Origin of the sequence: Acidovorax sp. 56 (assembly GCF_002749705.1) — a bacterium.
Taxonomy (GTDB): Bacteria; Pseudomonadota; Gammaproteobacteria; order Burkholderiales; family Burkholderiaceae_C; genus Acidovorax.
In genome coordinates, this window is the sequence record NZ_PEEV01000001.1 from 3,251,216 (window position 1) to 3,274,336 (window position 23,121).

18 protein-coding genes are annotated in these 23,121 nt (G+C 67.5%); 15 read left to right on the forward strand and 3 right to left on the reverse strand.

Features of this window, described 5'->3' with window-relative positions; all coding sequences use genetic code 11:
• Positions 1 to 244: 244 nt before the first annotated feature.
• Positions 245 to 3,004 (forward strand): bifunctional [glutamate--ammonia ligase]-adenylyl-L-tyrosine phosphorylase/[glutamate--ammonia-ligase] adenylyltransferase, encoded by a 2,760-nt coding sequence (gene glnE, locus CLU88_RS14400; protein WP_099657178.1) that lies wholly within the window; start codon positions 245 to 247, stop codon positions 3,002 to 3,004.
• Positions 3,005 to 3,165: 161 nt separating this feature from the next.
• Here the strand turns inward: glnE and CLU88_RS23290 are convergent, their stop codons facing one another.
• Positions 3,166 to 4,956, reverse strand: coding sequence for a methyl-accepting chemotaxis protein (locus CLU88_RS23290; RefSeq protein WP_099657179.1), 1,791 nt, complete (start codon positions 4,954 to 4,956; stop codon positions 3,166 to 3,168).
• Positions 4,957 to 5,151: 195 nt separating this feature from the next.
• Between CLU88_RS23290 and CLU88_RS14410 the strand changes: the two genes are divergently transcribed.
• The 14 genes from CLU88_RS14410 (at position 5,152) to CLU88_RS14475 (ending at position 21,285) form a co-directional block, all read left to right on the forward strand.
• Positions 5,152 to 5,871, forward strand: coding sequence for a CerR family C-terminal domain-containing protein (locus CLU88_RS14410; protein ID WP_099657180.1), 720 nt, complete (start codon positions 5,152 to 5,154; stop codon positions 5,869 to 5,871).
• 50 nt (positions 5,872 to 5,921) lie between these two features.
• Positions 5,922 to 7,325, forward strand: coding sequence for an efflux transporter outer membrane subunit (locus CLU88_RS14415; RefSeq protein ID WP_099658892.1), 1,404 nt, complete (start codon positions 5,922 to 5,924; stop codon positions 7,323 to 7,325).
• A 51-nt stretch (positions 7,326 to 7,376) separates the two neighbouring features.
• Positions 7,377 to 8,546 carry an efflux RND transporter periplasmic adaptor subunit gene (locus CLU88_RS14420; protein ID WP_099657181.1) on the forward strand — a complete coding sequence of 390 codons (1,170 nt, stop codon included), beginning with the start codon at positions 7,377 to 7,379 and terminating at the stop codon, positions 8,544 to 8,546.
• A gap of 11 nt (positions 8,547 to 8,557) precedes the next feature.
• On the forward strand, positions 8,558 to 11,656 hold the full coding sequence (locus tag CLU88_RS14425) for an efflux RND transporter permease subunit (protein ID WP_099657182.1): 3,099 nt from the start codon (positions 8,558 to 8,560) through the stop codon (positions 11,654 to 11,656).
• A gap of 77 nt (positions 11,657 to 11,733) precedes the next feature.
• A complete protein-coding gene (locus CLU88_RS14430) occupies positions 11,734 to 12,945 on the forward strand; it encodes an HD-GYP domain-containing protein (RefSeq protein ID WP_099657183.1) in 1,212 nt (403 codons plus the stop codon).
• A gap of 307 nt (positions 12,946 to 13,252) precedes the next feature.
• A complete protein-coding gene (locus tag CLU88_RS14435) occupies positions 13,253 to 13,870 on the forward strand; it encodes a glutathione peroxidase (protein ID WP_099657184.1) in 618 nt (205 codons plus the stop codon).
• Between the two features lie 245 nt (positions 13,871 to 14,115).
• Complete coding sequence (locus CLU88_RS14440; RefSeq protein WP_099657185.1) at positions 14,116 to 15,435, forward strand: NAD(P)/FAD-dependent oxidoreductase; 1,320 nt, start codon at positions 14,116 to 14,118, stop codon at positions 15,433 to 15,435.
• Positions 15,432 to 16,235: a DUF1365 domain-containing protein gene (locus tag CLU88_RS14445; RefSeq protein WP_099657186.1), complete on the forward strand. Its 804-nt coding sequence runs from the start codon at positions 15,432 to 15,434 to the stop codon at positions 16,233 to 16,235. The genes CLU88_RS14440 and CLU88_RS14445 overlap by 4 nt, the downstream gene beginning before the upstream one ends.
• Before the next feature lie 42 nt (positions 16,236 to 16,277).
• Complete coding sequence (locus CLU88_RS14450) at positions 16,278 to 17,510, forward strand: cyclopropane-fatty-acyl-phospholipid synthase family protein (RefSeq protein WP_099657187.1); 1,233 nt, start codon at positions 16,278 to 16,280, stop codon at positions 17,508 to 17,510.
• 27 nt (positions 17,511 to 17,537) lie between these two features.
• Positions 17,538 to 18,089, forward strand: a complete 552-nt coding sequence (locus CLU88_RS14455) for a chalcone isomerase family protein (RefSeq protein WP_099657188.1) — start codon at positions 17,538 to 17,540, stop codon at positions 18,087 to 18,089.
• The gene (locus CLU88_RS14460) at positions 18,086 to 19,363 is read left to right on the forward strand and encodes an MFS transporter (protein WP_099657189.1); all 1,278 of its coding nucleotides are present in this window, start codon (positions 18,086 to 18,088) and stop codon (positions 19,361 to 19,363) included. Before CLU88_RS14455 ends, CLU88_RS14460 begins: the two co-directional genes overlap by 4 nt.
• Positions 19,364 to 19,439: 76 nt before the next feature.
• A complete protein-coding gene (locus CLU88_RS14465) occupies positions 19,440 to 19,985 on the forward strand; it encodes a DUF3833 domain-containing protein (RefSeq protein WP_099657190.1) in 546 nt (181 codons plus the stop codon).
• On the forward strand, positions 19,982 to 20,788 hold the full coding sequence (locus CLU88_RS14470; protein ID WP_099657191.1) for an SDR family oxidoreductase: 807 nt from the start codon (positions 19,982 to 19,984) through the stop codon (positions 20,786 to 20,788). Before CLU88_RS14465 ends, CLU88_RS14470 begins: the two co-directional genes overlap by 4 nt.
• Before the next feature lie 23 nt (positions 20,789 to 20,811).
• Positions 20,812 to 21,285 (forward strand): nuclear transport factor 2 family protein, encoded by a 474-nt coding sequence (locus tag CLU88_RS14475; protein WP_099658893.1) that lies wholly within the window; start codon positions 20,812 to 20,814, stop codon positions 21,283 to 21,285.
• A 198-nt stretch (positions 21,286 to 21,483) separates the two neighbouring features.
• Here the strand turns inward: CLU88_RS14475 and aroQ are convergent, their stop codons facing one another.
• Together aroQ and CLU88_RS14485 are read right to left on the reverse strand one after the other, a co-directional pair.
• Positions 21,484 to 21,927 (reverse strand): type II 3-dehydroquinate dehydratase, encoded by a 444-nt coding sequence (gene aroQ, locus CLU88_RS14480; protein ID WP_099657192.1) that lies wholly within the window; start codon positions 21,925 to 21,927, stop codon positions 21,484 to 21,486.
• 164 nt (positions 21,928 to 22,091) lie between these two features.
• Positions 22,092 to 23,096 carry a TRAP transporter substrate-binding protein gene (locus CLU88_RS14485; protein WP_099657193.1) on the reverse strand — a complete coding sequence of 335 codons (1,005 nt, stop codon included), beginning with the start codon at positions 23,094 to 23,096 and terminating at the stop codon, positions 22,092 to 22,094.
• Between the last annotated feature and the right edge of the window lie 25 nt (positions 23,097 to 23,121).

Here is a 23,121-nt window from a genome sequence, read left to right on the forward strand (position 1 = left end):
AGGGCCCCGGTTCCTGGCGCCAGCGGCTTTTATCGGGGTGTTGTGGACTGTTACGCCCAGCCCTGCCGCGGGCAGGCCACCGCGGCGCCCCACAAGGCAGGGCATTGCGACCAGCGCGCAGTGCAGCAAGCCCCAACCCCCTTGGCCGCAAAGGGGTAAATGCCCCGGCGCCCCGGATGGCCCGGCGCTTTGTATCCAATAGAAATAGATTCCATCGCCATCCCTCTCGATTGCTGTGCCCGCCATGCAGAACCTTCCCTCCGAATCCTCCCCCTGCAACACCATCGCACCCAGCGAAGGGCTGGCCGAGCATTCGCGCTTCTTCCAGAGGTTGCACCGCCGCTACGAGCAAGACCTGCCCCTGCTGCCCCCCGGCGCGCCCACCCGGGCGCTGATGGAGCAAACCCTGGCCGCCCTGCGCGCACGCGGCACCGACATGGCCAGCGCCCTGCGCATGGTGCGCCAACTGGTGATGGAGCGGCTGATTCGCCTGGACTGCGAGCAGCGCGCCACACTGGCCGAAGTGACCCGCGCCGTGACCGAGCTGGCCGAGCTGGCACTGGACCACGCCTGCCGCCACGCCCGCGAAGAGCTGGACAGCCGCCACGGCGCACCCCAAGGCCCCCAAGGCCAAGCCGTGCAGCTGTGGATCATTGGCATGGGCAAGCTGGGCGCGCGCGAGCTGAACGTGTCGAGCGACATTGACCTGATCTACGTGTATGAGCACGACGGCGACACCGCCGGCATGCCTGACGGCCGGGGCCGCATCTCCAACCACGAGTACTTTGCCCGCGCCGTCAAGGCCATCTACAGCCTGGTGGGCGACACCACCGAGCACGGCTTTGTCTTCCGCGTGGACCTGGCTTTGCGGCCCAACGGCAACTCGGGCCCGGCCGCCATCTCGCTGGCCGCACTGGAAGAGTATTTGCAGGTGCAGGGCCGCGAGTGGGAACGCTTTGCCTGGCTCAAGAGCCGGGTGGTCGCCCCCACCGGCTGCATTGGCAGCACCGAAGTGCAGGCGCTGCGCAATGTGGTGCTGCCCTTTGTGTTCCGCCGCTACCTGGACTACAGCGTGTTCGACGCCCTGCGCTCGCTGCACCGCCAGATCCGCGACCACGCGGCCAAGCGCAGCGCGGGCCACCCCGAGCGGGCCAACGACGTCAAGCTCTCGCGCGGCGGCATCCGTGAGATCGAATTCACCGTGCAGCTGCTGCAGGTGGTGCGCGGCGGGCAGTTCCCCGAGCTGCGCCGCCGCCCCACGCTGGACGCGCTGCAGCGCCTGGCCCAGTCCGGGCTGATGCCCCAGGAAACGGCCGACGCCATGGCCCGCGCCTATGTGTTCCTGCGCAAGGTGGAGCACCGCATCCAGTACCTGGACGACCAGCAAACCCACGTGCTGCCCACGCGCGACGACGACCTGGCCTGGATTGCCAGCACCATGGGCTACCGCGACTGCTGCGCCTTCCTGCACGAGCTGGACGCCCACCGCGAGCTGGTGGCGCAAGAGTTCGACACCCTGCTGGGTGGCAATGAAAAGAAGCAATGCAGCGGCGGCAGCTGCGGCGGCCCCAAGGCCTCTGCCCCCCCGCCCCCCGAGCTGGAAAGCCTGCTGGAGCAACTGCCCGAGGGCTTTCGCGAGCGCGTGGCCGAATGGCGCAACAACGCCCGCGTGGCCAACCTGCGCGACGAGGCGCGTGCCCGCCTGTTCCGCATCGTGCAGCGCACCGCCCAGTGGCTGAACGAGGGCCGCTGCACCCTGGAAGCCGCCTCGCGCCTGACCAACTGGCTCGAACCCCTGATGCGCCGCGAAAGCTACCTGGCGCTGCTACTGGAACGCCCGCCCGTGCACGAGCAACTGCTGGCCCTGCTGGGCGCCGCCAAGTGGCCTGCCCGCTACCTGCTGCAGCACCCCGGCGTGATCGACGAGCTGGTGGGCGATGTGCTGATGGCCGAGCGCTTTGTGGTGGCCGACTTTGAGCGCGAGCTGGCGCAGCGGCTCAAGTCGCTGCAATCCACCGGCGAAGACGACGACGAAACCCTGCTTAACCTGCTGCGCCGCGCCCAGCACGCCGAAACCTTCCGCACCCTGGCGCGCGACGTGGGCGGGCGCATCACCGTCGAGCAAGTGGCCGACGACCTGAGCGCCCTGGCCGACAGCATGCTACGCATCACCACCCAGTGGTGCTGGAGCCGCCTGAAAAACCGCCACCGCGACGAGCCCCAGTTCGGCATCATCGGCTACGGCAAACTGGGCGGCAAAGAGCTGGGCTACGGCAGCGACCTGGACATCGTCTTCGTGTTCGACGACGACGACGAGCGCGCCCCCGAGGTGTACGCCGCGTTCGTGCGCAAGCTCATCAACTGGCTCACCGTCAAAACCGGCGAGGGCGACCTGTACGAGATCGACACCGCGCTGCGGCCCAACGGCAACTCGGGCCTGCTGGTGACCAGCTTTGAAGCCTATGCCAAGTACCAGCAGCAGCGCGGCAGCAACACCGCCTGGACCTGGGAACACCAGGCCATGACGCGCGCCCGCTTTGTGCTGGGCAGCGCCGCACTGCAAGCGCGTTTTGACGCCGTGCGCGAGGCCGTCATCACCTCGGAGCGCGACGCCAGCGCACTCCAAGGCGAAATCGTCACCATGCGCGAGCGCGTGCGCTCAGCCCACCCGGTGCCGAATGGCATGTTCGAGGTCAAGCACAGCCCCGGCGGCATGGTCGATGCCGAGTTTGCCGTGCAGTACCTGGTGCTGTCGCAGTCCTGTGCGCACCCTGAGCTGCGCGCCAACCTGGGCAATATCGCCCTGCTCGAGCGCGCCGAGCAAGTGGGCCTGTTGCCCGCAGGGGTAGGCCACGCCGCCGCCAACGCCTACCGCGAACTGCGCCGCGTGCAACACCGGGCACGGCTGGACGAAGCCCCTACGCAGGTGGCGCCCCCCGCGCTGCAGGCCGAGCGCGATGCGGTGCTGGCGCTGTGGCAGGCGGTGTTTGGGGCTGCGCACTGAAGCCCCGCGCTGGGTGGAGAGGGCTGCGCGGGCCCCACTCTGCCAGCGGCGCAGGGCTTTCAATCAAATCGATGCCTAGCGCTTGATGGATGAGCGCTAGCAGCTATCAAATCAGGAGTAATTCACCACACTCCATCCCCCATCGCGCTCCTTCACAGCGGTCAGAAGGATTCCCAATCCCCATCGTCGCCCCCCGCCTTGGCGGCGGAGTTGGGGGCGGCAGGCTTGCCGGGCGTGCGGCCCAGCGCAGGTGCTGCAGGCTTCGGGGGGGCGGGCACAGCGGCTTTGGCCGCAGCCTTGGGGCTGGCGGCAGGCCGGGGGCTGAGGGCGGGCCGGGGCGCAGCCGCCACGCTGGGGCGGTGCACCGGCCGGGGGGCCGCTGCGGGCTGGCCTGCCATATCCACCTTGAACTGCGCCACAGCGGCATTCAGGCGCTGGGCCTGGTCTTCCAGCGAGGTGGCGGCGGCCGAAGCCTGCTCGACCAGCGCGGCGTTTTGCTGCGTGGCCTGGTCCATTTGCGACACGGCCAGGTTGACCTGGTCGATGCCCGAGGACTGCTCGATCGACGCCGCCGAGATTTCGCCCATGATGTCCGTCACGCGGCGCACAGAGGCCACGATGTCTTGCATGGTGGCCCCAGCACGCTCGACCTGGGCAGAGCCAGCGCCCACCTTGCCGACCGAGTCGGAGATCAATTCCTTGATCTCTTTGGCCGCAGCCGCAGAGCGCTGCGCCAGTGCACGCACCTCGCTGGCCACCACGGCAAAGCCCCGGCCTTGCTCGCCTGCGCGGGCCGCTTCCACCGCTGCGTTCAGCGCCAGGATGTTGGTCTGGAAGGCGATGGAGTCGATCACATTCACGATGTCCGACATCTTGGTGGAGCTGTCCGCGATGGCCTTCATCGTCGCTACCACCTCGTCCACCACCGCACCGCCGCGCTGGGCCACGTCCATGCTGCCGCTGGCCAGCTGGTTGGCCTGGCGGGCGTTGTCGGCGTTTTGCTTCACGGTGGACGACAGCTCTTCCATGCTGGCAGCCGTTTCTTCCAGCGAGGCGGCCTGCTGCTCGGTGCGGCCGCTCAGGTCCGAGTTGCCCAGGGCAATCTCGCGCGCGCCGGTGTTGATTTCTTCCACGCCCTGGCGCACCTGGGTGACCATGCTGGCCAGCCCCGCCTGCATGGTGCTGACCGAGCGCAGCAGCCGACCAATTTCGTTGGTGGACTGGGTGTCGATGCGCGTTGTCAAATCGCCCTGGGCCACACGGTCCATCAACTCGCCCACTTGCTGCAGCGGCGCCACCACGCGACGGTTGATGAACAGCCAGCAACCCAACACCAGCGCCGCAGCCAGCACCAGCAAGGCCACAGCCAGGGTGCGCGACCACGCCAGCAGGCGCTCGGATTCGTCATGCTGCTCGGCGCTGCGGTCCTTGGCGGCTTTGAAGAGCTGCTGCATCAGCTCTTCCATCTCGGCCAGCAGCTTGTTGCGCTCCGTCACGATGTCTTTGCCGCTGTACTCGGCCTCATTGCCGCCCACCAGCCCGGCCCCGCCCCGGTTGACGAGCACGGTGTAAGCGCGGAACTTGGTGAGCATGGAGTCGGCCAGCGCGCGCTGCTCTTGCAGGCCTGGGGGCAGCGTTTGCACCACCGAGGTCAGGATTTTGTCGGCATCGGCCATGGCTTTTTCGGCGCGATCCGTCTGGCCTTTGACGCTGGCGGGGGCATCGCCACGCAGCAGGTTGCGGTGCGCCACGGCCAGCGCCACCCGGTTGTCCCACATGCGGATTTCAGCCTGCTTGAGGGTGAGCATGGCATCCGAGAAGCGCTCCTGGTTGTCTGCCGCCTGGGCACCCGCCTGGGTGCCGCGCCAGCCCACCGCAACGGCCAGCAGCAGGGCCAAGGTGAAAACGCCCATCACGGCCAGCAGGCCGGTCTTGACCCCGAGATTGCGCATGTTGTCTCCTCATGGCCCCTGGCCGCTATGTAACTAATTTAAAGCAAAGCAGTCTGCCAGAAAGAACCCTGTTGCGTGGCAGGTTGTCCGACATCTGCAACACCACGCCGCACCGCAGGGCTGAAACACCAGCGCAACGTTCCGCAACAAAAAGTTAATTAATCGATTGATTAAAACATGGTGTAATCCCGCGCCATGGTTGCCACCCCTCCCTCGACCCCTGACGCAGCAGATTCCCGCGCACGCCTGCTGGATGCCGCACTGCGCCTGTTTGCAGAGCAAGGCTTTGCCAAGACCTCCATCCGCCAGATTGCCGAAGCGGCGTCGGTCAACACCGCGTTGATCAGCTACTACTTTGGCGACAAGAAGGGGCTGTACACCGCGGCCTACAACGAATCCTTTGGCGGGCCGCTGCAGGCCAGCGCCGGGCCCGATGGCCAATCGCTGGACTTGTTTTTGGAGCAGTTCATCACCGGCTTCATGCAGCCCCTGCACCAGGGCAGCCGCATTGAGCTGAGCATGCGGCTGCACTTTCGCGAAATGCTCGACCCCACCGGGCTGTGGCAGCAAGAGCTGGAGTGCGAGATCAAGCCCATGCACGCCGCGATGGTGCAGGTGCTGTGCGCCGCCGTGGGCGCGGCCGAGCCTGACGAGGATGTGCACCGGCTGGCGCTGTCGATTGGGGCGCTGCCCATGCAGTATTACGCCCACCGTGACCTGATCCAGCAGGTTTGCCCCAGCCTGGCCGACAGCCCCGAGGGCCTGACCGCCACCACCCACCGACTCATCGACATGGCCCACCACCTGGTGGCCGGCGAGGCCCAGCGGCGGCGCACCGCCGCGATGGCTGCGACTTCCTCCAACCGCCGTGCTTCCACCCGCCGCGCCCCTACCCCTGAAGGAGACTCCCTGTGACGCATTCCGCAACCCGCCGCACAGCCCATCGGCTGTGGCTGGCGCTGCCCATGGTCGTGACACTGGCCGCGCCCCTGACAGCCTGCACCACCACGCGCCCGCCACAGGCCGTGGCACCCGCCACGCCCACCACCTGGCAGGCCCCGCTGCCGCACGACGGGCAGTTGCAACACCTCACTGACTGGTGGGCCCGCACCCACGACCCGGTGCTGGTGGCGCTGATCACATCGGCCCAGCGCATCAGCCCCAGCCTCGCGCAGGCGCGCAGCCGGGTCGAACAAGCCCGCGCCACACAGACCACCGCCCGCGCCGCCCTGCTGCCCACGCTGGATGCGCAGGCCAGCGCCAGCCGGGGCGTGACGGCCCCGGTGACCACGCCCGCCACCAGCGCCCAGGCCGGGTTGCAAGCGGGGTGGGAGATCGACCTGTTCGGCGCCAACCAGGCCACGCGCGATGCCGCCACCGAACGCCTGGCCGGTGCCCAGGCCCTGTGGCACGAGGCCCGCGTGAGTGTGGCCGCAGAGGTGGCGCTGCAAGTGAGCAGCCTGCGCACCTGCCTGCAGCAGCTGGATGTGGCCGAGCGCGACGCCCAGTCGCGCGCCGCCACCGCGCGCCTGACGCAAGACAGCCAGCGCGCAGGCTTTACCGCGCCCGCCACCGCTGCCCTGGCCAGCGCCAGCGCGGCCGAGGCCACGGCCCGCGCAGCCCAGCAGCGCATGCAATGCGATGTGGACTTCAAAGCCCTGGTGGCGCTGACCGGCGAGCCCGAGCCCGCGCTGCGCAACCAGGTCACCACCGCCCCCGTGCCTGGCTTTGACGAAGCCCGCTTCACCATTGCGGCCCTGCCGGTGCAGGTGCTGTCGCAGCGGCCCGATGTGTACAACGCCGAGCGCGAAGTGGCCGCAGCCAGTGCCGAGGTGGGCAGCGCCCAGGCCCAGCGCTGGCCGCGCCTGTCGCTCACCGGCACCGTGGGCACCGCCTGGAGCCGCGCGGGGGGCACCACCACCGATCTCAGCACCTGGTCCTTCGGCCCGCTGGCGCTGAGCCTGCCGCTGCTCGACGGTGGCCGCCGCGCGGCCCAGGTGGACGCCGCCCGCGCCCGCTACGACGAAGCCGTGGCGGTGTACCAGGGCCGCGTGCGCCAGGCCGTGAGCGAGGTAGAGCAAGCCCTGGTGCGCCTGCAAAGCACGGCCGAGCGTGCCGACAGCGCCCGCGCCGCCGTGCAGGGCTACCGCACCTCGTTCGACGCCACCGAGGCCCGCTGGCGTGGCGGCCTGGCCAGCCTCGTGGAGCTGGAAGACGCCCGCCGCACGCTGCTGGCCGCCCAGACCACGCTGATGGCCCTGCAGCACGAGCGCCAATCGGCCTGGGTGGCGCTGTACCGCGCGGCCGGGGGTGGCTTTGACGCCGCCCACCCCACAGCCCAGGCAACCCCCACCGCTACGGCGCTCTGAGCACCAAAGCCCCAGCGCTTCACCCTTTTTTTGAAGAAACGGACGATCTCCATGCCCGCATTCAAACTCTCTCCCGTCGCCCTGGCCCTGACGGCCCTGTGCGTGCTGACCGGCGGCGCGGCCCTGCTGCACACCGACGCCTCGCGCGCGGCCGACAAGCCTGCCGCGGCACAACCCCGCCCCGCCCTCACGGTGACCACCGCCCAGCCCCAGCGCACCAGCGTGACCCAGCGCCTGTCGGCCAACGGCAACGTGGCTGCCTGGCAAGAAGCCAGCGTGGGCGCTGAAAGCAACGGCCTGCGCCTGACCGCCGTGAACGTGAACGTGGGCGACGTGGTCAAGGCCGGCCAAGTGCTGGCCACCTTTGCGGCCGACACGGTGCAGGCCGATGTGGCCCAGGCCCGCGCCAGCGTGCTAGAAGCCGAGGCCAACGCCGCCGAAGCCGCCGCCAACGCCGAACGCGCGCGGGGCCTGCAAGCCTCGGGCGCCTTGAGCCAGCAACAGATCCAGCAATACACCACCGCCGAGCAGACCGCCAAGGCCCGCGTGGAGGCGGCCCGCGCACAGCTCAACGCGCAGCAGCTGCGGCTGAAATTCACCCAGGTGCTGGCGCCCGACAGCGGTGTCATCTCGGCCCGCACTGCCACCGTGGGTGCGGTGCTGGCGTCAGGCACCGAGCTGTTCCGCATGGTGCGCAAGGGCCGGCTGGAGTGGCGCGCCGAGGTCACGCAGGCCGAGCTGGCGCGCATCCGCACGGGCGCCAAGGTGCAGGTCACGGCGGCCAGCGGCGCGGCGGTGGAGGGCACGGTGCGCATGGTGGCCCCCACCGTGGACACGCAAACACGCAACGCCCTGGTCTACGTGGACTTGCCCGCCAACCCCGACATTCGCGCCGGGATGTTTGCGCGCGGCGACTTTGCGCTGGGCGAGGGCAGCGCCCTCACCGTGCCGCAAGAGGCCGTTGTGGTGCGCGATGGCTTCTTCTACGTGTTTGTGGTGGACGGCCAGCAGCGTGCGCAGCAGCGCAAGGTGCAGCCCGGCCGCCGTGTGGCCGACCGGGTGGAAATCACCACCGGGCTGGACGCGGGCGCCGCCGTGGCCGTGCGGGGCGCAGGCTTTTTGAACGATGGCGATGTGGTGCGCGTGGCCGACGACACCGCAGATTCCAAGCAAAAACAGGCTCTAGCGCCCAATACACAAGCGCAAGCAGCTACTAAATAAGGAGCATTTGCATGAATGTCTCTACCTGGTCGATCAAGAACCCGATACCGGCGCTGATGCTGTTTGTGCTGCTGACCTTCGGCGGCCTGATCGCATTCAACGCCATGAAGGTGCAGAACTTTCCGGACATGGACCTGCCCACCATCTCGGTGACGGTGAGCCTGCCCGGCGCCTCGCCCACGCAGCTGGAAAACGATGTGGCCCGCAAGGTCGAAAACAGCATCGCCACGCTGCAGGGCCTCAAGCACATCTACACCAAGGTGCAGGACGGTGGCGCCACCATCACGGCCGAGTTCCGCCTGGAAAAGCCCACGCAAGAGGCGCTAGACGACGTGCGCTCGGCCGTGGCCCGCGTGCGGGCCGACCTGCCCGGCGATGTGCGCGACCCCATCGTCACCAAGATGGACCTGGCCGCACAGGCCGTGCTGGCGTTCACCGTGGCCTCGCCGCGCATGGACGACGAGGCGCTGTCGTGGTTTGTGGACAACGACATTGCCAAGAAGCTGCTCACGGTGCGCGGTGTGGGCGCCGTCAGCCGCGTGGGCGGGGTGGACCGCCAAGTGCATGTGGCGCTGGACCCGCTCAAGCTGCAGGCGCTGGGCGCCACGGCGGCCGATGTGTCGCGCCAGCTGCGCCTGGTGCAAACCGAAAGCGCCGGTGGCCGCACCGACCTGGGCGGCAGTGAACAACCCGTGCGCACGCTGGCCACGGTGCAGACGGCGCAAGAGCTGGCGGGCCTGACCCTGGCTTTGTCTGACGGCCGCCATGTGCGGCTGGACCAGGTGGCCAGCGTGACCGACACCATTGCCGAGCCCCGCGCCATGGCGCTGCTCAACGGCAAGCCGGTGGTGGGGTTTGAGGTCTCGCGCAGCAAGGGCGCCAGCGAAGTGGAAGTGGGCGCCGCTGTACAGGTGGCACTGGCCGAGCTGCGGGCCGCGCACCCCGATCTGGAGATCACCGAGGCCTTCAACTTTGTGGACCCGGTGCAGGAGGAATACGACGGATCGATGCACCTGCTTTACGAAGGCGCGCTGCTGGCCGTGGTGGTGGTGTGGCTGTTCCTGCGCGACTGGCGCGCCACCTTTGTCTCGGCCGTGGCACTGCCGCTGTCGGTCATCCCGGCGTTCATCGGCATGCAGTGGCTGGGCTTTTCGATCAACGTGATCTCGCTGCTGGCGCTGTCGCTGGTGGTGGGCATTTTGGTGGACGACGCCATCGTCGAGGTCGAGAACATCGTGCGCCACCTGCGCATGGGCAAGACGCCCTACCAGGCGGCGATGGAGGCGGCCGACGAGATCGGCCTGGCCGTGGTGGCCACCACCTTCACGCTGATTGCAGTGTTTTTGCCCACCGCGTTCATGAGCGGCATTGCGGGCAAGTTCTTCAAGCAGTTTGGCTGGACGGCATCGCTCGCCGTGTTTGCCAGCCTGGTGGTGGCGCGGGTGCTCACGCCCATGATGGCGGCGTACATCCTCAAGCCCATCGTGGGCGAGCACCGCGACCCGCGCTGGATGGGCGTGTACCTGCGCTGGGCGGCCTGGTGCATCAAGCACCGCTGGATCACCTTTGTCGCCACGATTGCCTTCTTTGCCGGGTCGCTCGCGCTCATCCCGCTGCTGCCCACGGGCTTCATCCCACCCGACGACAACTCGCAAACCCAGGTGTACCTGGAACTGCCCCCTGGCGCCACGCTGGCCCAGACCCGCGCTGTGGCCGAAGACGCCCGAGAGCGCGTGGCCGGGGTGGCGCATGTGAAGAGCGTCTACACCACCATCGGCGGCGGCACGGCGGGCTCGGACCCGTTTGCGGGCGGCGGCAACGCCGAAACCCGCAAGGCCACGCTGACCATCACGCTGAATGCGCGCGGCGATCGCCCGCGCAAGCAGGGCATTGAGGCCGACATCCGCACAGCGCTGGAGAGCCTGCCCGGGGTGCGCACCAAGGTGGGCCTGGGCGGCTCGGGCGAAAAATACGTGCTGGTGCTCACGGGCGACGACCCGCAGGCGCTGCAAACCGCCGCGCTGGCGGTGGAGAAAGACCTGCGCACCATTCCTGGCCTGGGCAGCATCTCGTCCACTGCCAGCCTGGTGCGCTCGGAAATCGCCGTGCGCCCCGACTTTGCCCGCGCCGCCGACCTGGGCGTGACCAGCAGCGCCATTGCCGAGACCCTGCGCATTGCCACCGTAGGCGACTACGACACGGCACTGCCCAAGCTCAACCTGGCCTCGCGCCAGGTGCCCATCGTCGTCAAGCTGCAAGACGATGCGCGCAAGGACCTGTCGGTGCTGGAGCGCCTGCCCGTGCCCGGCGCCAAGGGCCCGGTGCTGCTGGGGCAGGTGGCCACACTGGAGTTCAGCGGCGGCCCCGCCGTGGTGGACCGCTACGACCGCGCCCGCAACGTGAACTTCGAGATTGAACTCTCGGGCCAGCCGCTGGGCGATGTGACGCAGGCCGTGGCCGCGCTGCCGTCCATCACCAACCTGCCACCCGGCGTGCGCCAGATCACCATTGGCGACGCCGAGATGATGGGCGAGCTGTTTGCCAGCTTTGGCCTGGCCATGCTCACGGGCGTGCTGTGCATCTACATCGTGCTGGTGCTGCTGTTCAAGGACTTCCTGCACCCGGCCACCATCCTGGTGGCGCTGCCGCTGTCGTTGGGCGGGGCGTTTGTGGGCCTGCTGATTGCGCAAAAGAGCTTCTCGATGCCCTCGCTCATCGGGCTGATCATGCTCATGGGCATTGCCACCAAGAACTCCATCTTGCTGGTGGAATACGCCATCCTGGCGCGGCGCGAGCACGGCATGACCCGCTTTGAAGCGCTGATCGACGCCTGCCACAAGCGCGCGCGCCCCATCATCATGACCACGCTGGCCATGGGCGCGGGCATGATGCCCATTGCGCTGGGGCTGGGCGCGGCTGACGGAAGCTTCCGCTCGCCCATGGCGGTGGCGGTGATTGGCGGGCTCATCACCTCGACCTTCCTGAGCCTGCTGGTCATTCCGGCGGTGTTCACGGGGGTAGATGACCTGGGGCTGAAGATCGGGCGGCTGTGGCGGCGGCTGAGCGGAGGAGGGCGCAGCGACGCTCCCACAGCCCAGTCCACGCAGTGAAACCGCGAACTACCGGGCAAGCCCGGGGGTTTGCCAGCTTTTGGCGGGGTCCGTTGTCTGGATAATGGCCCCAGCCTATGAACCTCGTCGCCATCAATTTCGAATCGGTCCCGCTCGGTGAACCGCTGCCGTTCGCACTGCGTGCGGCCAATGGCGCGCTGCTGGCCCAAAAGGGCTTTGTGGTGCGCAACGCCAGCGAGTTGTCTGAAATCACGGGGCGGGGCATCCAGCTGTGCGTGGACGTGGACGAATCGGGCGAGAGCTACCGCGCCTACGTAGGCCGGCTGCAGCAGATGCTGATGTCGGAGACCTCCCTGGGCGAGTTGGCCGCCGTGAAGATGAGCGGCCCCGCCGCCGCACCGCCCCCCGCCCGCAACCGCGAAGAGCGCGGCCCGCTGGACTGGTCGGAGCTGCAGTTGCGCATGACGCAGGTGCTGCGCGCGCCCAAGGCGTTTGATTTCCGCGAGCGGTTTTTGCAGCTGCACGAGGACCTGTCGCGTCGCTGCGAGCAGGCCCCCGACGCCACGCTGCTGGCGCTGATCTTCTTGTCGGCCCAGGAAACCCGCATGTACAGCAGCACCCACGCCATGCTGGTCAGCTGCATCTGCATGGTGGTGGGCCGCGAAATGCTCCGTTGGCCCCCGGCCAAGGTGCGCCAGCTGGGCGCTGCGGGCCTGAGCATGAACATCGCCATGACCGAGCTGCAAGACCAGCTGGCCCAGCAAACCCAGCCGCTCACCGCACGCCAGATTGCCGCCGTGGAAGACCACGCCAACCGCTCGGCCGACCTGCTGGCCGAGCTGGGTGTGCGCGATGCCGTGTGGCTGGAGGCCGTGCGCCACCACCACCACCGCAAGCCCGGCCCGTTCAACGAAAAGACCGAGGGCCAGCAAATGGCCCGCCTCATCCAGCGCGCCGACGTGTTTGGTGCCCGCATCTCCCCCCGCGCAGCCCGCTCGCCCATGCCCGTCACGGCCGCCATGCAGGCCAGCTACTACGACGAGGAAAACAAAGTGGACGAGGCCGGGGGCGCCCTGGTCAAAGGCCTGGGCGTGTACCCGCCCGGCGCCTTTGTGCGCCTGGCCAGCCAGGAGGTGGGCGTGGTGCTGCGCCGCGGCGTGAGCGCCACCACCCCGCGCGTGGCCGTGGTCACCAACCGCCTGGGCATGCCCACGGGCGAACTCATCCCGCGCGACACCTCGCTGGCCCAGTGGAAGATCACCGGCGCTGTGGCCCACAAGGATGTGCGGGTAAAGCTCTCGCTGGAGCGGCTGCTGCCGCTGGTGTAAACCCCCACACCGCAGCGCCCCACGGCGCTCACTGCACGCCACCGCAGGCGCCAGCGGATCGCCCCACGGGCGATGCCGCACAGGGCATTTTGCTCTTTTTTTCATAGCTGCTAGCGCCTATTCCTATTGCGCTAGCGCGTCTTTTTATGCCCACCGCACAGCGCCGGGGCCTCGCTCACACCCTCTTACAGATTTCCTGAATCCAATGGCGTGCGCGCCACGTATACCAATCAGTTCAAATTAAAACTGATGTGGACAAAATATGATTAAGTGGTTAAATTGCCAGCAAACCACCTGGGAGCGCCCGATGCCTGCAGCCTTTGCCCGCCGTTTCATCCTGGCCCCGCTGGCCATCGCCTGCGCCACAGGCTGGACCCTTGCCATCCCCCGGCCCGCGCATGCGGCCGATGCCCCTGCCAGCAGCCCGGGCAGCGCCTGCCCCGCCACGCTGCAACACACCTATTTGCGCCTGCAAGACGAGAAGCCCCAGTCCCTGTGCCAGTACGCGGGCAAGGTGGTGCTGGTGGTGAACACGGCCAGCTACTGCGGATTTACGGGGCAATACAAGGGTCTGGAGGCGCTGTACAGCCGCTACAAGGACCAGGGGCTGGTGGTGCTGGGCTTTCCGTCCAACGACTTCGCGCAGGAAAAGGCCAGCAACAAAGAGATCGCCGACTTTTGCGAAAACACCTTCGGCGTGAAGTTTCCGATGTTCGCCAAGAGCAGCGTGAAGGGGGCGGACGCATCGCCGCTGTACCGCCAGCTGGCGCAACTGTCGGGCACGGCACCGAAGTGGAACTTCCACAAATACCTGCTCGGGCGCGACGGCAAGCTGGTGGACAACTACTCCAGCATGACCGCACCCGACAGCAAAGGCCTGATCAGTGCCATTGAGCAACAGTTGGCGGCCCCAGCCCCCCGCTGAATGGCAATTTTTCTTTACTTTTCTTTAAAAAAAATGCGCGATATGCTCTGGAACTTCTGGAACGAGTCCCCACTCTATCCATGGCAAGAGCGCGGTGAGCGCTCGAACGGTTTAACGTTGCGAAGCCTTTCGGGTCCCTTGGTTCCGACTGACCTCCTGGAGCGCTTCTCCTCCCTCCCTCTCTTATTCGTTTCGGGACGCTTCGCAACTTTTTTATTCGCTGAGTCGACCAGAGGGGGTCGACCATGAAAGTCGCCATCATCGGCTCCGGCATTGCCGGCCTTTCGGTGGCGCACCAGTTGCGCCACCAAGCGCAAGTCACCCTGTTTGAAGCCGGCAGCTACTTTGGCGGCCACACCCACACCGTGGACGTGACCTTGCCCAATGCGGCGGGCCAGCCCGTCACGCACGGCGTGGACACGGGCTTTCTGGTCTTCAACGAACGCACCTATCCGAATCTGATCGCGCTGCTGGCCGAGCTGGGCGTGGCCACGGCCAAGTCAGACATGTCGTTCTCGGTGCAGGTGCCCGGTGCGCGTGGGGGCCAGGTGCTGGAGTGGAGCGGCACCAACCTCTCGACCGTGTTTGCCCAGCGCGGCAACCTGCTCAACCCGCGCTTTTGGGGCATGCTGGCCGACCTGCTGCGCTTTAACAAGCTGTGCACCCGCATCGCCGAGGCCCATGCCGAGCAGGCGCTCATGCAGCCGCTGGGCGACTTCCTCAAAGAACACCGCTTTGGCGATGCCTTCCGCGACTGGTACTTTTTGCCCATGCTGGGCTGCATCTGGAGCTGCCCGACGGACCAGATGCTGCAATTCCCGGTGGCGACGATGATCCGCTTTTGCCACAACCACGGCCTCATCCAGGTGGCCAACCGCCCGCAGTGGTGGACGGTGAGCGGCGGTGCACGCAACTATGTGGACAAGATTCTGGCCGGTGTGCCCGACCAGCGCCTGAACACCCCCGTGCGCCGCATCGAGCGCGACACTGCGGGCGTGCGCGTGGTCACCGACCAGGGCACCGAGCACTTCGACCATGTGGTGCTGGCCACGCACTCCGACCAATCCCTGGCCCTGCTGGCCGCGCCCACGCCGCAAGAGCGCGCGGTGCTCGGCGCCATCCGCTACCAGCCCAACCGCGCCGTGCTGCACACCGACACCACCGTGCTGCCGCAGCGCCGCGCCGCCTGGGCCGCCTGGAACTACGAGCGTGCGCAGCAGACAGGTCGTGATACCAATCGTGAAAGCACCAGCGTGTGCCTGCACTACCTCATCAACCAGCTGCAGCCCGTGCCCTTTGCGCAGCCGGTGGTGGTGTCGCTCAACCCGGTGCGCAGCATCAACCCGCGCCAGATCGTGGGCGAGTACGAATACGCCCACCCTGTGTTCGACCTGGCCGCCATCGCCGCGCAGCAGCAGGTGCCCGCGCTGCAAGGCCAGCACAACACCTGGTTCTGCGGCGCTTGGACGGGCTACGGCTTCCACGAAGACGGCCTCAAGTCTGGCCTGGCCGTGGCGCGCCAACTGGCGCCGCTGCTGCAAGCACCCCAAAGGCTGGCCGCATGACCACCGAGCCCCACGCCACCACCAAGGCCGAGCCCCTGCTGGGCTTTGGCCAGGTGCGCCACACCCGGCTGCGCCCGCGCAGGCATGCGTTTGCCTACGGCACGTTCTTCCTGATGCTGCCCATGCGCACACTGGCGCAAGGTGAGCGGGAGTGCGCCTTGGCAGTGAACCGGCGCGGCGCCATCAGCTTCCATGACGTCGACCACGGCGACGGCCGCAGTGCCGAGCAAGGCGGCGCCCTGGCGTGGCTGGACGGCCTGCTGCAGGCCGAAGGCATCGCCGACGCCACGGGCGAGGTGTGGCTGCACACCTACCCGCGCGTGCTGGGCTACACCTTCAAGCCCGTGAGCTTTTGGTACTGCCACCGCAGCGACGGCAGCCTGCGCGCCATCGTGGTGGAGGTGAACAACACCTTTGGCGAGCGCCACTGCTATTTGCTCGATGCCCCGCGGTACGGCGTGGAGCAGCAGGCGCGCAAGGTGTTCCATGTGTCACCGTTTTGCGAGGTGGCTGGCGGCTACCGCTTTCGCTTCATGCGCACCGCGCCCGGCGCGCAGGACGCAGGCCGCACCGTGGTGCGCATTGATTACGACGACGCCAGCGGCCCGCTCATCCAGACCAGCGTGAGCGGCACCCTGCAACCCGCCACGGCCCACACCCTGCGCCAGGCGCTGTGGGGCTACCCGGCCATGACGTTGGCCATCATCGCCCGTATCCACTGGCATGCGCTGCAGCTGTGGCTCAAGCGCGTGCGCTTTCACCGCAAGCCTGAGGCACCTGCCTCGATCGTGACCCGTTGACCTGCTGACCGGCCTACTGCACCGACCTGCGAGACCACCACCATGAACTCCACCACCGCACCCCGTTCTGCCCTGGCCTTGCCCGCTGGCACGCCCGCTGCCGCGCGCACCGCCCTGCAATTGCTGCAGCGCCTGCAGCACGGCCACCTCACGGTGCAACTGCCCGACGGCACGCAGCGGCACTTTGGCCAAGGCGGCGGCCCCTCGGCGGCCATTGCCTTCAAGAACTGGAACGTGTGCAGCGCGGCTCTGAAGTCCGGCGACATCGGCTTTGCCGAAAGCTACATCGCGGGCGACTGGACCACGCCCCACCTCACCGACCTGCTCAAGCTCTTCATCGCCAACCGCCAGCAGGTCGAAGGCGTGATCTATGGCACCTGGGCCGGGCGGCTGCTGTACCGCGTCAAGCACCTGCTCAACCGCAACACCAAGGTCAACAGCCAGAAGAACATCCACGCCCACTACGACCTGGGCAACGCGTTTTATGAGCTGTGGCTGGACGACACGATGAACTACTCGTCCGCCTGGTTTGAAGGCGATGCAGGCGGTGACATGCGCACCGCCCAGCACGCCAAGGTGCGCCGCGCGCTTCGCATGGCGGGCGTGCAGGCGGGCGACCGGGTGCTGGAGATTGGCTGCGGCTGGGGCGCGCTGGCTGAGATGGCCACCACCGAATTTGGCGCCACGCTGACGGGCGTGACGCTGTCCACCGAGCAACTCGCCTTCGCCCAAAAGCGCATGGCGCAGCACGGCGTAGCGGGCCAGGCCGACCTGCGCCTGCAGGACTACCGCGACATCCACGACGGCCCGTACGACGCCATCTGCTCCATCGAAATGGTGGAAGCCGTGGGGCGCGAATATTGGCCCACGTACTTCGCCTCCATCAAACGCCTGCTCAAGCCCGACGGCAAGGCCTGCATCCAGAGCATCGTGATCGACGACGGGCTGTTCAAGCGCTACATCAGCTCCACCGATTTCATCCAGCAGTACATCTTCCCCGGCGGCTGCCTGCCCTGCCCGCGCGAGTTCCGCCGCGAGGCCGAGGCTGCAGGCCTGCGCGTGGTGGACGAGTTTGCCTTCGGCCAGGACTACGCCGAAACCCTCAAGCGCTGGCGCGAACGCTTTATGGCGCAGCGCACCGACATCCTGAAGCTGGGCTTTGACGAGCGCTTCATGCACATCTGGGAGTTCTACCTGGCCTACTGCGAAGCCGCGTTCGCCATGCAGAACATCGACCTCGTGCAGTACACGCTGGTGAACGACAGCGTGGCCTGAACGCACTTTGCCGCAGGGTCAATCACTATGAAAAAGATAGCTGCCTGCGCTTTATTGGCGTGCGCTACAGCCATTTTTTACATCAACCCTGCTAGCGCGCAGGGCAGTGACGCCACGCCCCTGCCCGGCACCGTGCTGGCAGGCCAGGGCACCATGCGCTTTTTTGGGCTGGAGGTGTACCAAGCCCGGCTGTGGGTGAGCCCCGGCTTTGCACCCGAGCGCTATGCCGACCAGCCGTTGGCGCTGGCACTGACCTACCAGCGCAACTTCACGGCCCAGGCGATTGCCAAGCGCTCCATCGACGAGATGCGGCGCGTGGCCCCGTTCGGCCCCGAGCAGGCCGAGCGCTGGCAAACCGCGCTGCAGGCCGCACTGCCCGACGTGAAACCGGGTGACACCCTCACCGGCATCTACCAGCCGGGCAACGGCGCCACCTTCCGCCTGGGGCCGCGTGTGGTGGGCGAGGTGGCCGACCCTGAATTTGCCCGCCTGTTCTTCGGCATCTGGCTCTCGCCCAACACGTCTGAGCCCGCACTGCGCCAGGCGCTGCTGGCCGCACGCACGCAGGCCCGCCCATGACGCACCCGCTGCGCCCCAGCCAAGGCCTGGCCTATGGTCTGCTCGGCTTGCCCCTGGCCTTTGTCGCGCTGCCGCTGTATGTGCTGCTGCCCAACCACTACGCCCGCAGCTTTGGCATGCCGCTGGCCACGCTGGGCGCCCTGCTGCTGGCCGCGCGCTTGTTGGACGCCGCCACCGACCCGCTGCTGGGCCGCTGGAGCGACCGGCTGTTCGGCCGCTCGGCCCGTGCCGTGCTGGCCGTGGGTGCAGGCTCTGCCGTGCTGCTGGCGCTGGGGCTGGCGGCGCTGTTCTTTCCGCAGGTCAAGGGCGCACACGCACTGCAGGGCTGGGCGCTGGTGTGCCTGCTCATCACCTACCTGGCCTACAGCCAACTCAGCATTGCCCACCAGTCGTGGGGGGCGCGGCTGGGGGGCGATGAGCTGCAACGCGGCCGCATCGTGGCCTGGCGCGAAGGCGCAGCCCTGGTGGGCGTGGTGCTGGCATCACTGCTGCCCGCGCTGGCAGGCCTGCCCGCCATGCTGGGCGTGTTTGCCGCAGCCTTGGCCCTGGGCTGGTGGGCCTGGGCGCTGGCCCCGCGCCCGGCCAGCGTGCAGGCGGTGCCCGGTGTGTACCACCCACCCCCATCCACCAGCCTGTGGCGCCCCTGGGGGCGGCCCGCCTTCAGGCGGCTGCTGGCGGTGTTCATGCTCAACGGCATTGCCAGCGCCATACCGGCCACGCTGGTGCTGTTCTTCGTACAAGACCGGCTGCAAGCCCCGGCGGCGCAAGAGCCGCTGTTTTTGGGTGCGTACTTTGTGTGCGCCGCGCTGTCGATCCCGCTGTGGCTGCGGGCCGTGGAGCGCTTTGGCCTGGCGCGCACCTGGCTGGCGGGCATGCTGCTGGCCGTGGCCGTGTTTGCCTGGACGGCCGCCCTGGGCGCCGGTGATGCGCTGGCGTTTGTGGCGGTGTGCGCCCTCTCGGGCGTGGCGCTGGGCACCGACCTGGCACTGCCCAGCGCACTGCTGGCGGGCGTGATTGCCCAGGAGGGCGACAGCGGCCAGCACGAGGGCGCCTACTTTGGCTGGTGGAACTTTGCCACCAAGCTCAACCTGGCCCTGGCCGCTGGGCTGGCCCTGCCCCTGCTGGGCGCGCTGGGCTACACCCCCGGCACCCGCAGCGAATCAGGCCTGCAGATGCTGGGCCTGGCGTATGCCGTGCTGCCCTGCGTGCTGAAGCTGGCCGCAGCGGCTGCGCTGTACCAGCTGGTGGTGCGCCGCACCGCGCCTGCCCATTAATCCGCGCCTGCCCCTTGATTCCACCGGCCGCTGTCTGAACCCGAGCCCCCACACCGCAACCCGAGGCACCCTCACCATGATTCCACGCCGCACCCTTTTGGCCGCTGCCGCCGCCACGCCGCTGGCCGCCCTCACGGGCTGTGCCAGCCAGAATCTGGCGGGGTATGCCAGCGAGAAGCCCGTGCTCGACCTGGCGCAGTATTTCAACGGCACCATCGACGCCTACGGCATCTTCCAGGGCCGCAGCGGGCAAATCGCCAAGCGCTTCACCGTGGTGATGGAGTGCCGCTGGACGGGCAACGAAGGCGTGCTGGACGAGGCCTTCACCTATTCGGACGGCACCACGCAGCGGCGCATCTGGCGGCTGACCAAGCATGCCGACGGCCGCTACACCGGCACCGCCGACGACGTGGTGGGCACGGCCAACGGGCAGACGCAGGGCAACGCCTTTCGCTGGAACTACACGCTGGCCCTGCCGGTGGATGGCACCGTCTACCACGTGGACCTGGACGACTGGATGTACCTGATCGACGACCGCGTGATGCTCAACCGCGCCACCATGAGCAAACTGGGCGTGCGGCTGGGCGAGATCACGCTGTCGTTCACCAAGCGCACGCCATGAGCGCCCTGTTGCACTGGCCCGCGAGCCTGAACCCCCCCATCCCCCACTGGCGGGGGCGGCGTGTGTGGCTGGTGGGCGCCTCCAGCGGCATTGGGCGCGCTACGGCGGCGCTGCTGCATGCGCGCGGGGCGCAAGTCATCGTGTCGGCCCGCAACGCGCAGGCCCTGCAGGACTTTGTGGCCGCACACCCCGGCAGCCAAGCCGTGCCGCTGGACACGGCCGATGCAGCGCAGGTGCAAGCGGCGGCCCGGCAGGTGCTGGCCACCGGGGCGCTGGACCTGGTGTGCTACTGCGCGGGCCACTACCGCGACATGCGCGCCACCGAGTTCGACCTGACCGAGGCCCTGCGCCATGAGGAAGTGAACTACACCGGCGCCCTGCGCGTGCTGGCCGGGGTGCTGCCTGCCATGCTGGCATCGGCCCAGGCCGGGCGGCCGGGGCACTTGAGCGTGATCAGCAGCGTGGCGGGCTTTCGCGGCCTGCCCAAGAGCCTGGCCTACGGGCCCACCAAGGCCGCGCTCATCAACCTGGCCGAGGCGCTGTACCTGGACCTGCACGCCCTGGGCATGGGCGTGAGCGTGATCAACCCCGGCTTTGTGGCCACGCCGCTCACGGCGGGCAACGACTTCACCATGCCCGCCCTCATCACATCCGAGGCGGCCGCGGCGGCCATCGTACGTGGCTGGGAGCGGGGCGAGTTCGACATCCACTTCCCCAAGCGCTTCACCCGCGTGATGAAGCTGCTGCGGCTGTTGCCCTACCGGTGGTACTTTCCGGCGGTGCGCCGTTTTACCGGTTTGTGATTGACTGGTTTGTGAAAGACACCATGCCCACCCCTGCATCTCCAAACCCTGCCGCAGCCCCCTCCACCGAGGAGGCGGTCACCCGTGTGATCGCCTTCTTTGAGACGCTGTCCCCCGCCGACATCGCGCGCATGGACAGCTTCTATGCGGTCGACGCGCGGTTCAAAGACCCGTTCAACAACGTGCAAGGGGTGCCGGCCATTCAGCACATCTTCGGGCACATGTTCGTGGCGCTGCAGCAGCCGCGCTTTGTCGTGACCGGCCGCGTGGTGCAGGGCCAGCAGTGCTTTTTGACCTGGGATTTCCTGTTCGCCTTCAAGAGCTTTGACAAGGGCGTGACGCAGACCGTGCACGGCGCATCCCATCTGGTGCTGGACGATGCAGGGCGCATCACCCTGCACCGCGACTATTGGGATGCCGCCGAGGAGCTGTACGAAAAGCTGCCCGTGGTGGGCGGTTTGATGCGCTGGCTCAAGCGGCGGGCGAACAGCCAATGACGGGTCCGGTACGAGCCTGAACGGACTTTTCAAGTTCAAGGATGCCGACTCCCTCCATTGACTGGGGGAGGGACTCAACGCGATTAAGAGCGGATAACAAAACCCAGCGCAGCGGTTCTGGCTAGGCGCCGCGTCGCAGGCAGTACAAGTAGTACGACAAGATGCGGCAACGACGCCAGAAGGGTTTTGTTAGCCGCTCTAAGCGGCTTTGGCGAGCTTGCGCACCAGGTAGTGCAGCGCCATCTCATAGCCCTGGATGCCCAGGCCCGCGATCACGCCGTCGGCAATGCCCGAGATGTAGGAGTGGTGGCGGAACTCCTCGCGCTTGTGCACGTTGCTGATGTGCACCTCCACCACCGGCAGGGCGACACCGGCCAGCGCATCGCGCAGGGCCACGCTGGTGTGGGTGAGGCCACCGGGGTTGATGACGATGCCGCGTGTGCCGTCCAGGCGCGCAGCGTGGATGCGGTCGATGAGGTGGCCCTCGTGGTTGCTTTGGAAGCAAGTGGCCGTGGTGCCCAGTTGGGCGGCTTCGGCCACAAAGTGGCGCTCAACATCGGCCAGGGTGTCTGCGCCGTAGATCTGCGGTTCGCGCGTGCCCAGCAGGTTCAGGTTGGGGCCGTTCAAAAGAAGAATGCTCATGGCGGTGTGAATCAGGGTGTGGGGGAATGGGTGAGAAGCGGCATTGTCGGCGCAACCGCAGAAGAAACGACAACACCAGAGACCGCTGTGCGCGCTGTCTCTGGTGTCGGTGACGGACCCAGGCCTGCCGCAGGGAGGCTGCGGCAGGCCCGTGTGCGCACGGCTTATTTGGCGGCGCGCAGTTTGGCCAGGGTGTCGTACACCTCTTTCACCGTCTCGGCACCCACTTTTTCGCTGTGCTTTTCCACCACGGGCTTGACCTTGGCGCGCAGCTTGTCCAGCTCGGCGGCCGAGAATTCGGTGACCTGCATGCCCGACTTCTTGAGCTGGTCCAGCGCCACGTCTGACTGCACGCGCGAGACACCGCGCTGGAAGGTGGTGGCCTCGGCCATCGCGTCGTTGATCAGCTTTTGCTCTGCGGGCGAGAGGCCATCCCAGAACTTCTTGCTGACGATGACGGCCTGCGGGTTGTACATGTGGCGGGTGATGGCCAGGTGCTTTTGCACTTCGTTGAGCTTGGACGACAGGATGGTGGTGACGGGGTTCTCCTGCCCGTCCACGGCCTTTTGCTCCAGCGCGGTGTACAGCTCTGGGAAGGGCATGGGCACGGCGTTAGCGCCCAGGGCGTTGAACATGTCGATGTAGATGGGCGACTGGATCACGCGAACCTTCAGGCCCACCAGGTCTTCCGCCTTGGTGATGGGCTTTTTGCTGTTGGTGACGTTGCGAAAGCCCAGCTCCCAGTAGCCCAGGCCCACCAGGTTCTTGGCCTTGAGCTTTTCGAGCAGCTTCTTGCCAAAGGGGCCGTCGGTCACGGCATCGGCTTCTTGCGGCGAGGCGAACAAGAAGGGGAAGTCGTAAATGCCGAATTCCTTGGTCTGCGCCGACAGGATGCCGGCGTTGAGCACCGTCATCTCCACGGTGCCGCCCTGCAGGGCCGACACGGTCTGCAGGTCACCGCCGAGCGTGCCACCGGGGAACAGCTTGACCTGGATCTTGCCGCCGCTCTTGGCCGCCACCAGGTCGGCAAACTTTTGCGCGCCCTGGGCTTGGGGGTGGTCCTTCTGGTTCTGGAAGGCGAACTTGATGGTGCGGTCTTGGGCGTGCGCGCCGGAGATCAGCGAGGCGGCCACCAGCGCCGTGGCCAGCAGGGTTTTCAAGAGGGTCATGGGAGGCTCCTTGGTAGTAATGGAT

Excerpts from the sequence above, each read along its gene's own strand:
- aroQ (WP_099657192.1), bottom strand. The coding sequence starts at position 21,927 with ATGAGCATTCTTCTTTTGAACGGCCCCAACCTGAACCTGCTGGGCACG.
- CLU88_RS14455 (WP_099657188.1), top strand. The coding sequence starts at position 17,538 with ATGAAAAAGATAGCTGCCTGCGCTTTATTGGCGTGCGCTACAGCCATT.
- CLU88_RS14450 (WP_099657187.1), top strand. The coding sequence starts at position 16,278 with ATGAACTCCACCACCGCACCCCGTTCTGCCCTGGCCTTGCCCGCTGGC.
- CLU88_RS14475 (WP_099658893.1), top strand. The coding sequence starts at position 20,812 with ATGCCCACCCCTGCATCTCCAAACCCTGCCGCAGCCCCCTCCACCGAG.
- CLU88_RS14440 (WP_099657185.1), top strand. The coding sequence starts at position 14,116 with ATGAAAGTCGCCATCATCGGCTCCGGCATTGCCGGCCTTTCGGTGGCG.
- CLU88_RS14435 (WP_099657184.1), top strand. The coding sequence starts at position 13,253 with ATGCCTGCAGCCTTTGCCCGCCGTTTCATCCTGGCCCCGCTGGCCATC.
- glnE (WP_099657178.1), top strand. The coding sequence starts at position 245 with ATGCAGAACCTTCCCTCCGAATCCTCCCCCTGCAACACCATCGCACCC.
- CLU88_RS14425 (WP_099657182.1), top strand. The coding sequence starts at position 8,558 with ATGAATGTCTCTACCTGGTCGATCAAGAACCCGATACCGGCGCTGATG.
- CLU88_RS14465 (WP_099657190.1), top strand. The coding sequence starts at position 19,440 with ATGATTCCACGCCGCACCCTTTTGGCCGCTGCCGCCGCCACGCCGCTG.
- CLU88_RS14445 (WP_099657186.1), top strand. The coding sequence starts at position 15,432 with ATGACCACCGAGCCCCACGCCACCACCAAGGCCGAGCCCCTGCTGGGC.
- CLU88_RS14485 (WP_099657193.1), bottom strand. The coding sequence starts at position 23,096 with ATGACCCTCTTGAAAACCCTGCTGGCCACGGCGCTGGTGGCCGCCTCG.
- CLU88_RS14460 (WP_099657189.1), top strand. The coding sequence starts at position 18,086 with ATGACGCACCCGCTGCGCCCCAGCCAAGGCCTGGCCTATGGTCTGCTC.
- CLU88_RS14470 (WP_099657191.1), top strand. The coding sequence starts at position 19,982 with ATGAGCGCCCTGTTGCACTGGCCCGCGAGCCTGAACCCCCCCATCCCC.
- CLU88_RS23290 (WP_099657179.1), bottom strand. The coding sequence starts at position 4,956 with ATGCGCAATCTCGGGGTCAAGACCGGCCTGCTGGCCGTGATGGGCGTT.
- CLU88_RS14420 (WP_099657181.1), top strand. The coding sequence starts at position 7,377 with ATGCCCGCATTCAAACTCTCTCCCGTCGCCCTGGCCCTGACGGCCCTG.
- CLU88_RS14410 (WP_099657180.1), top strand. The coding sequence starts at position 5,152 with ATGGTTGCCACCCCTCCCTCGACCCCTGACGCAGCAGATTCCCGCGCA.
- CLU88_RS14415 (WP_099658892.1), top strand. The coding sequence starts at position 5,922 with ATGGTCGTGACACTGGCCGCGCCCCTGACAGCCTGCACCACCACGCGC.
- CLU88_RS14430 (WP_099657183.1), top strand. The coding sequence starts at position 11,734 with ATGAACCTCGTCGCCATCAATTTCGAATCGGTCCCGCTCGGTGAACCG.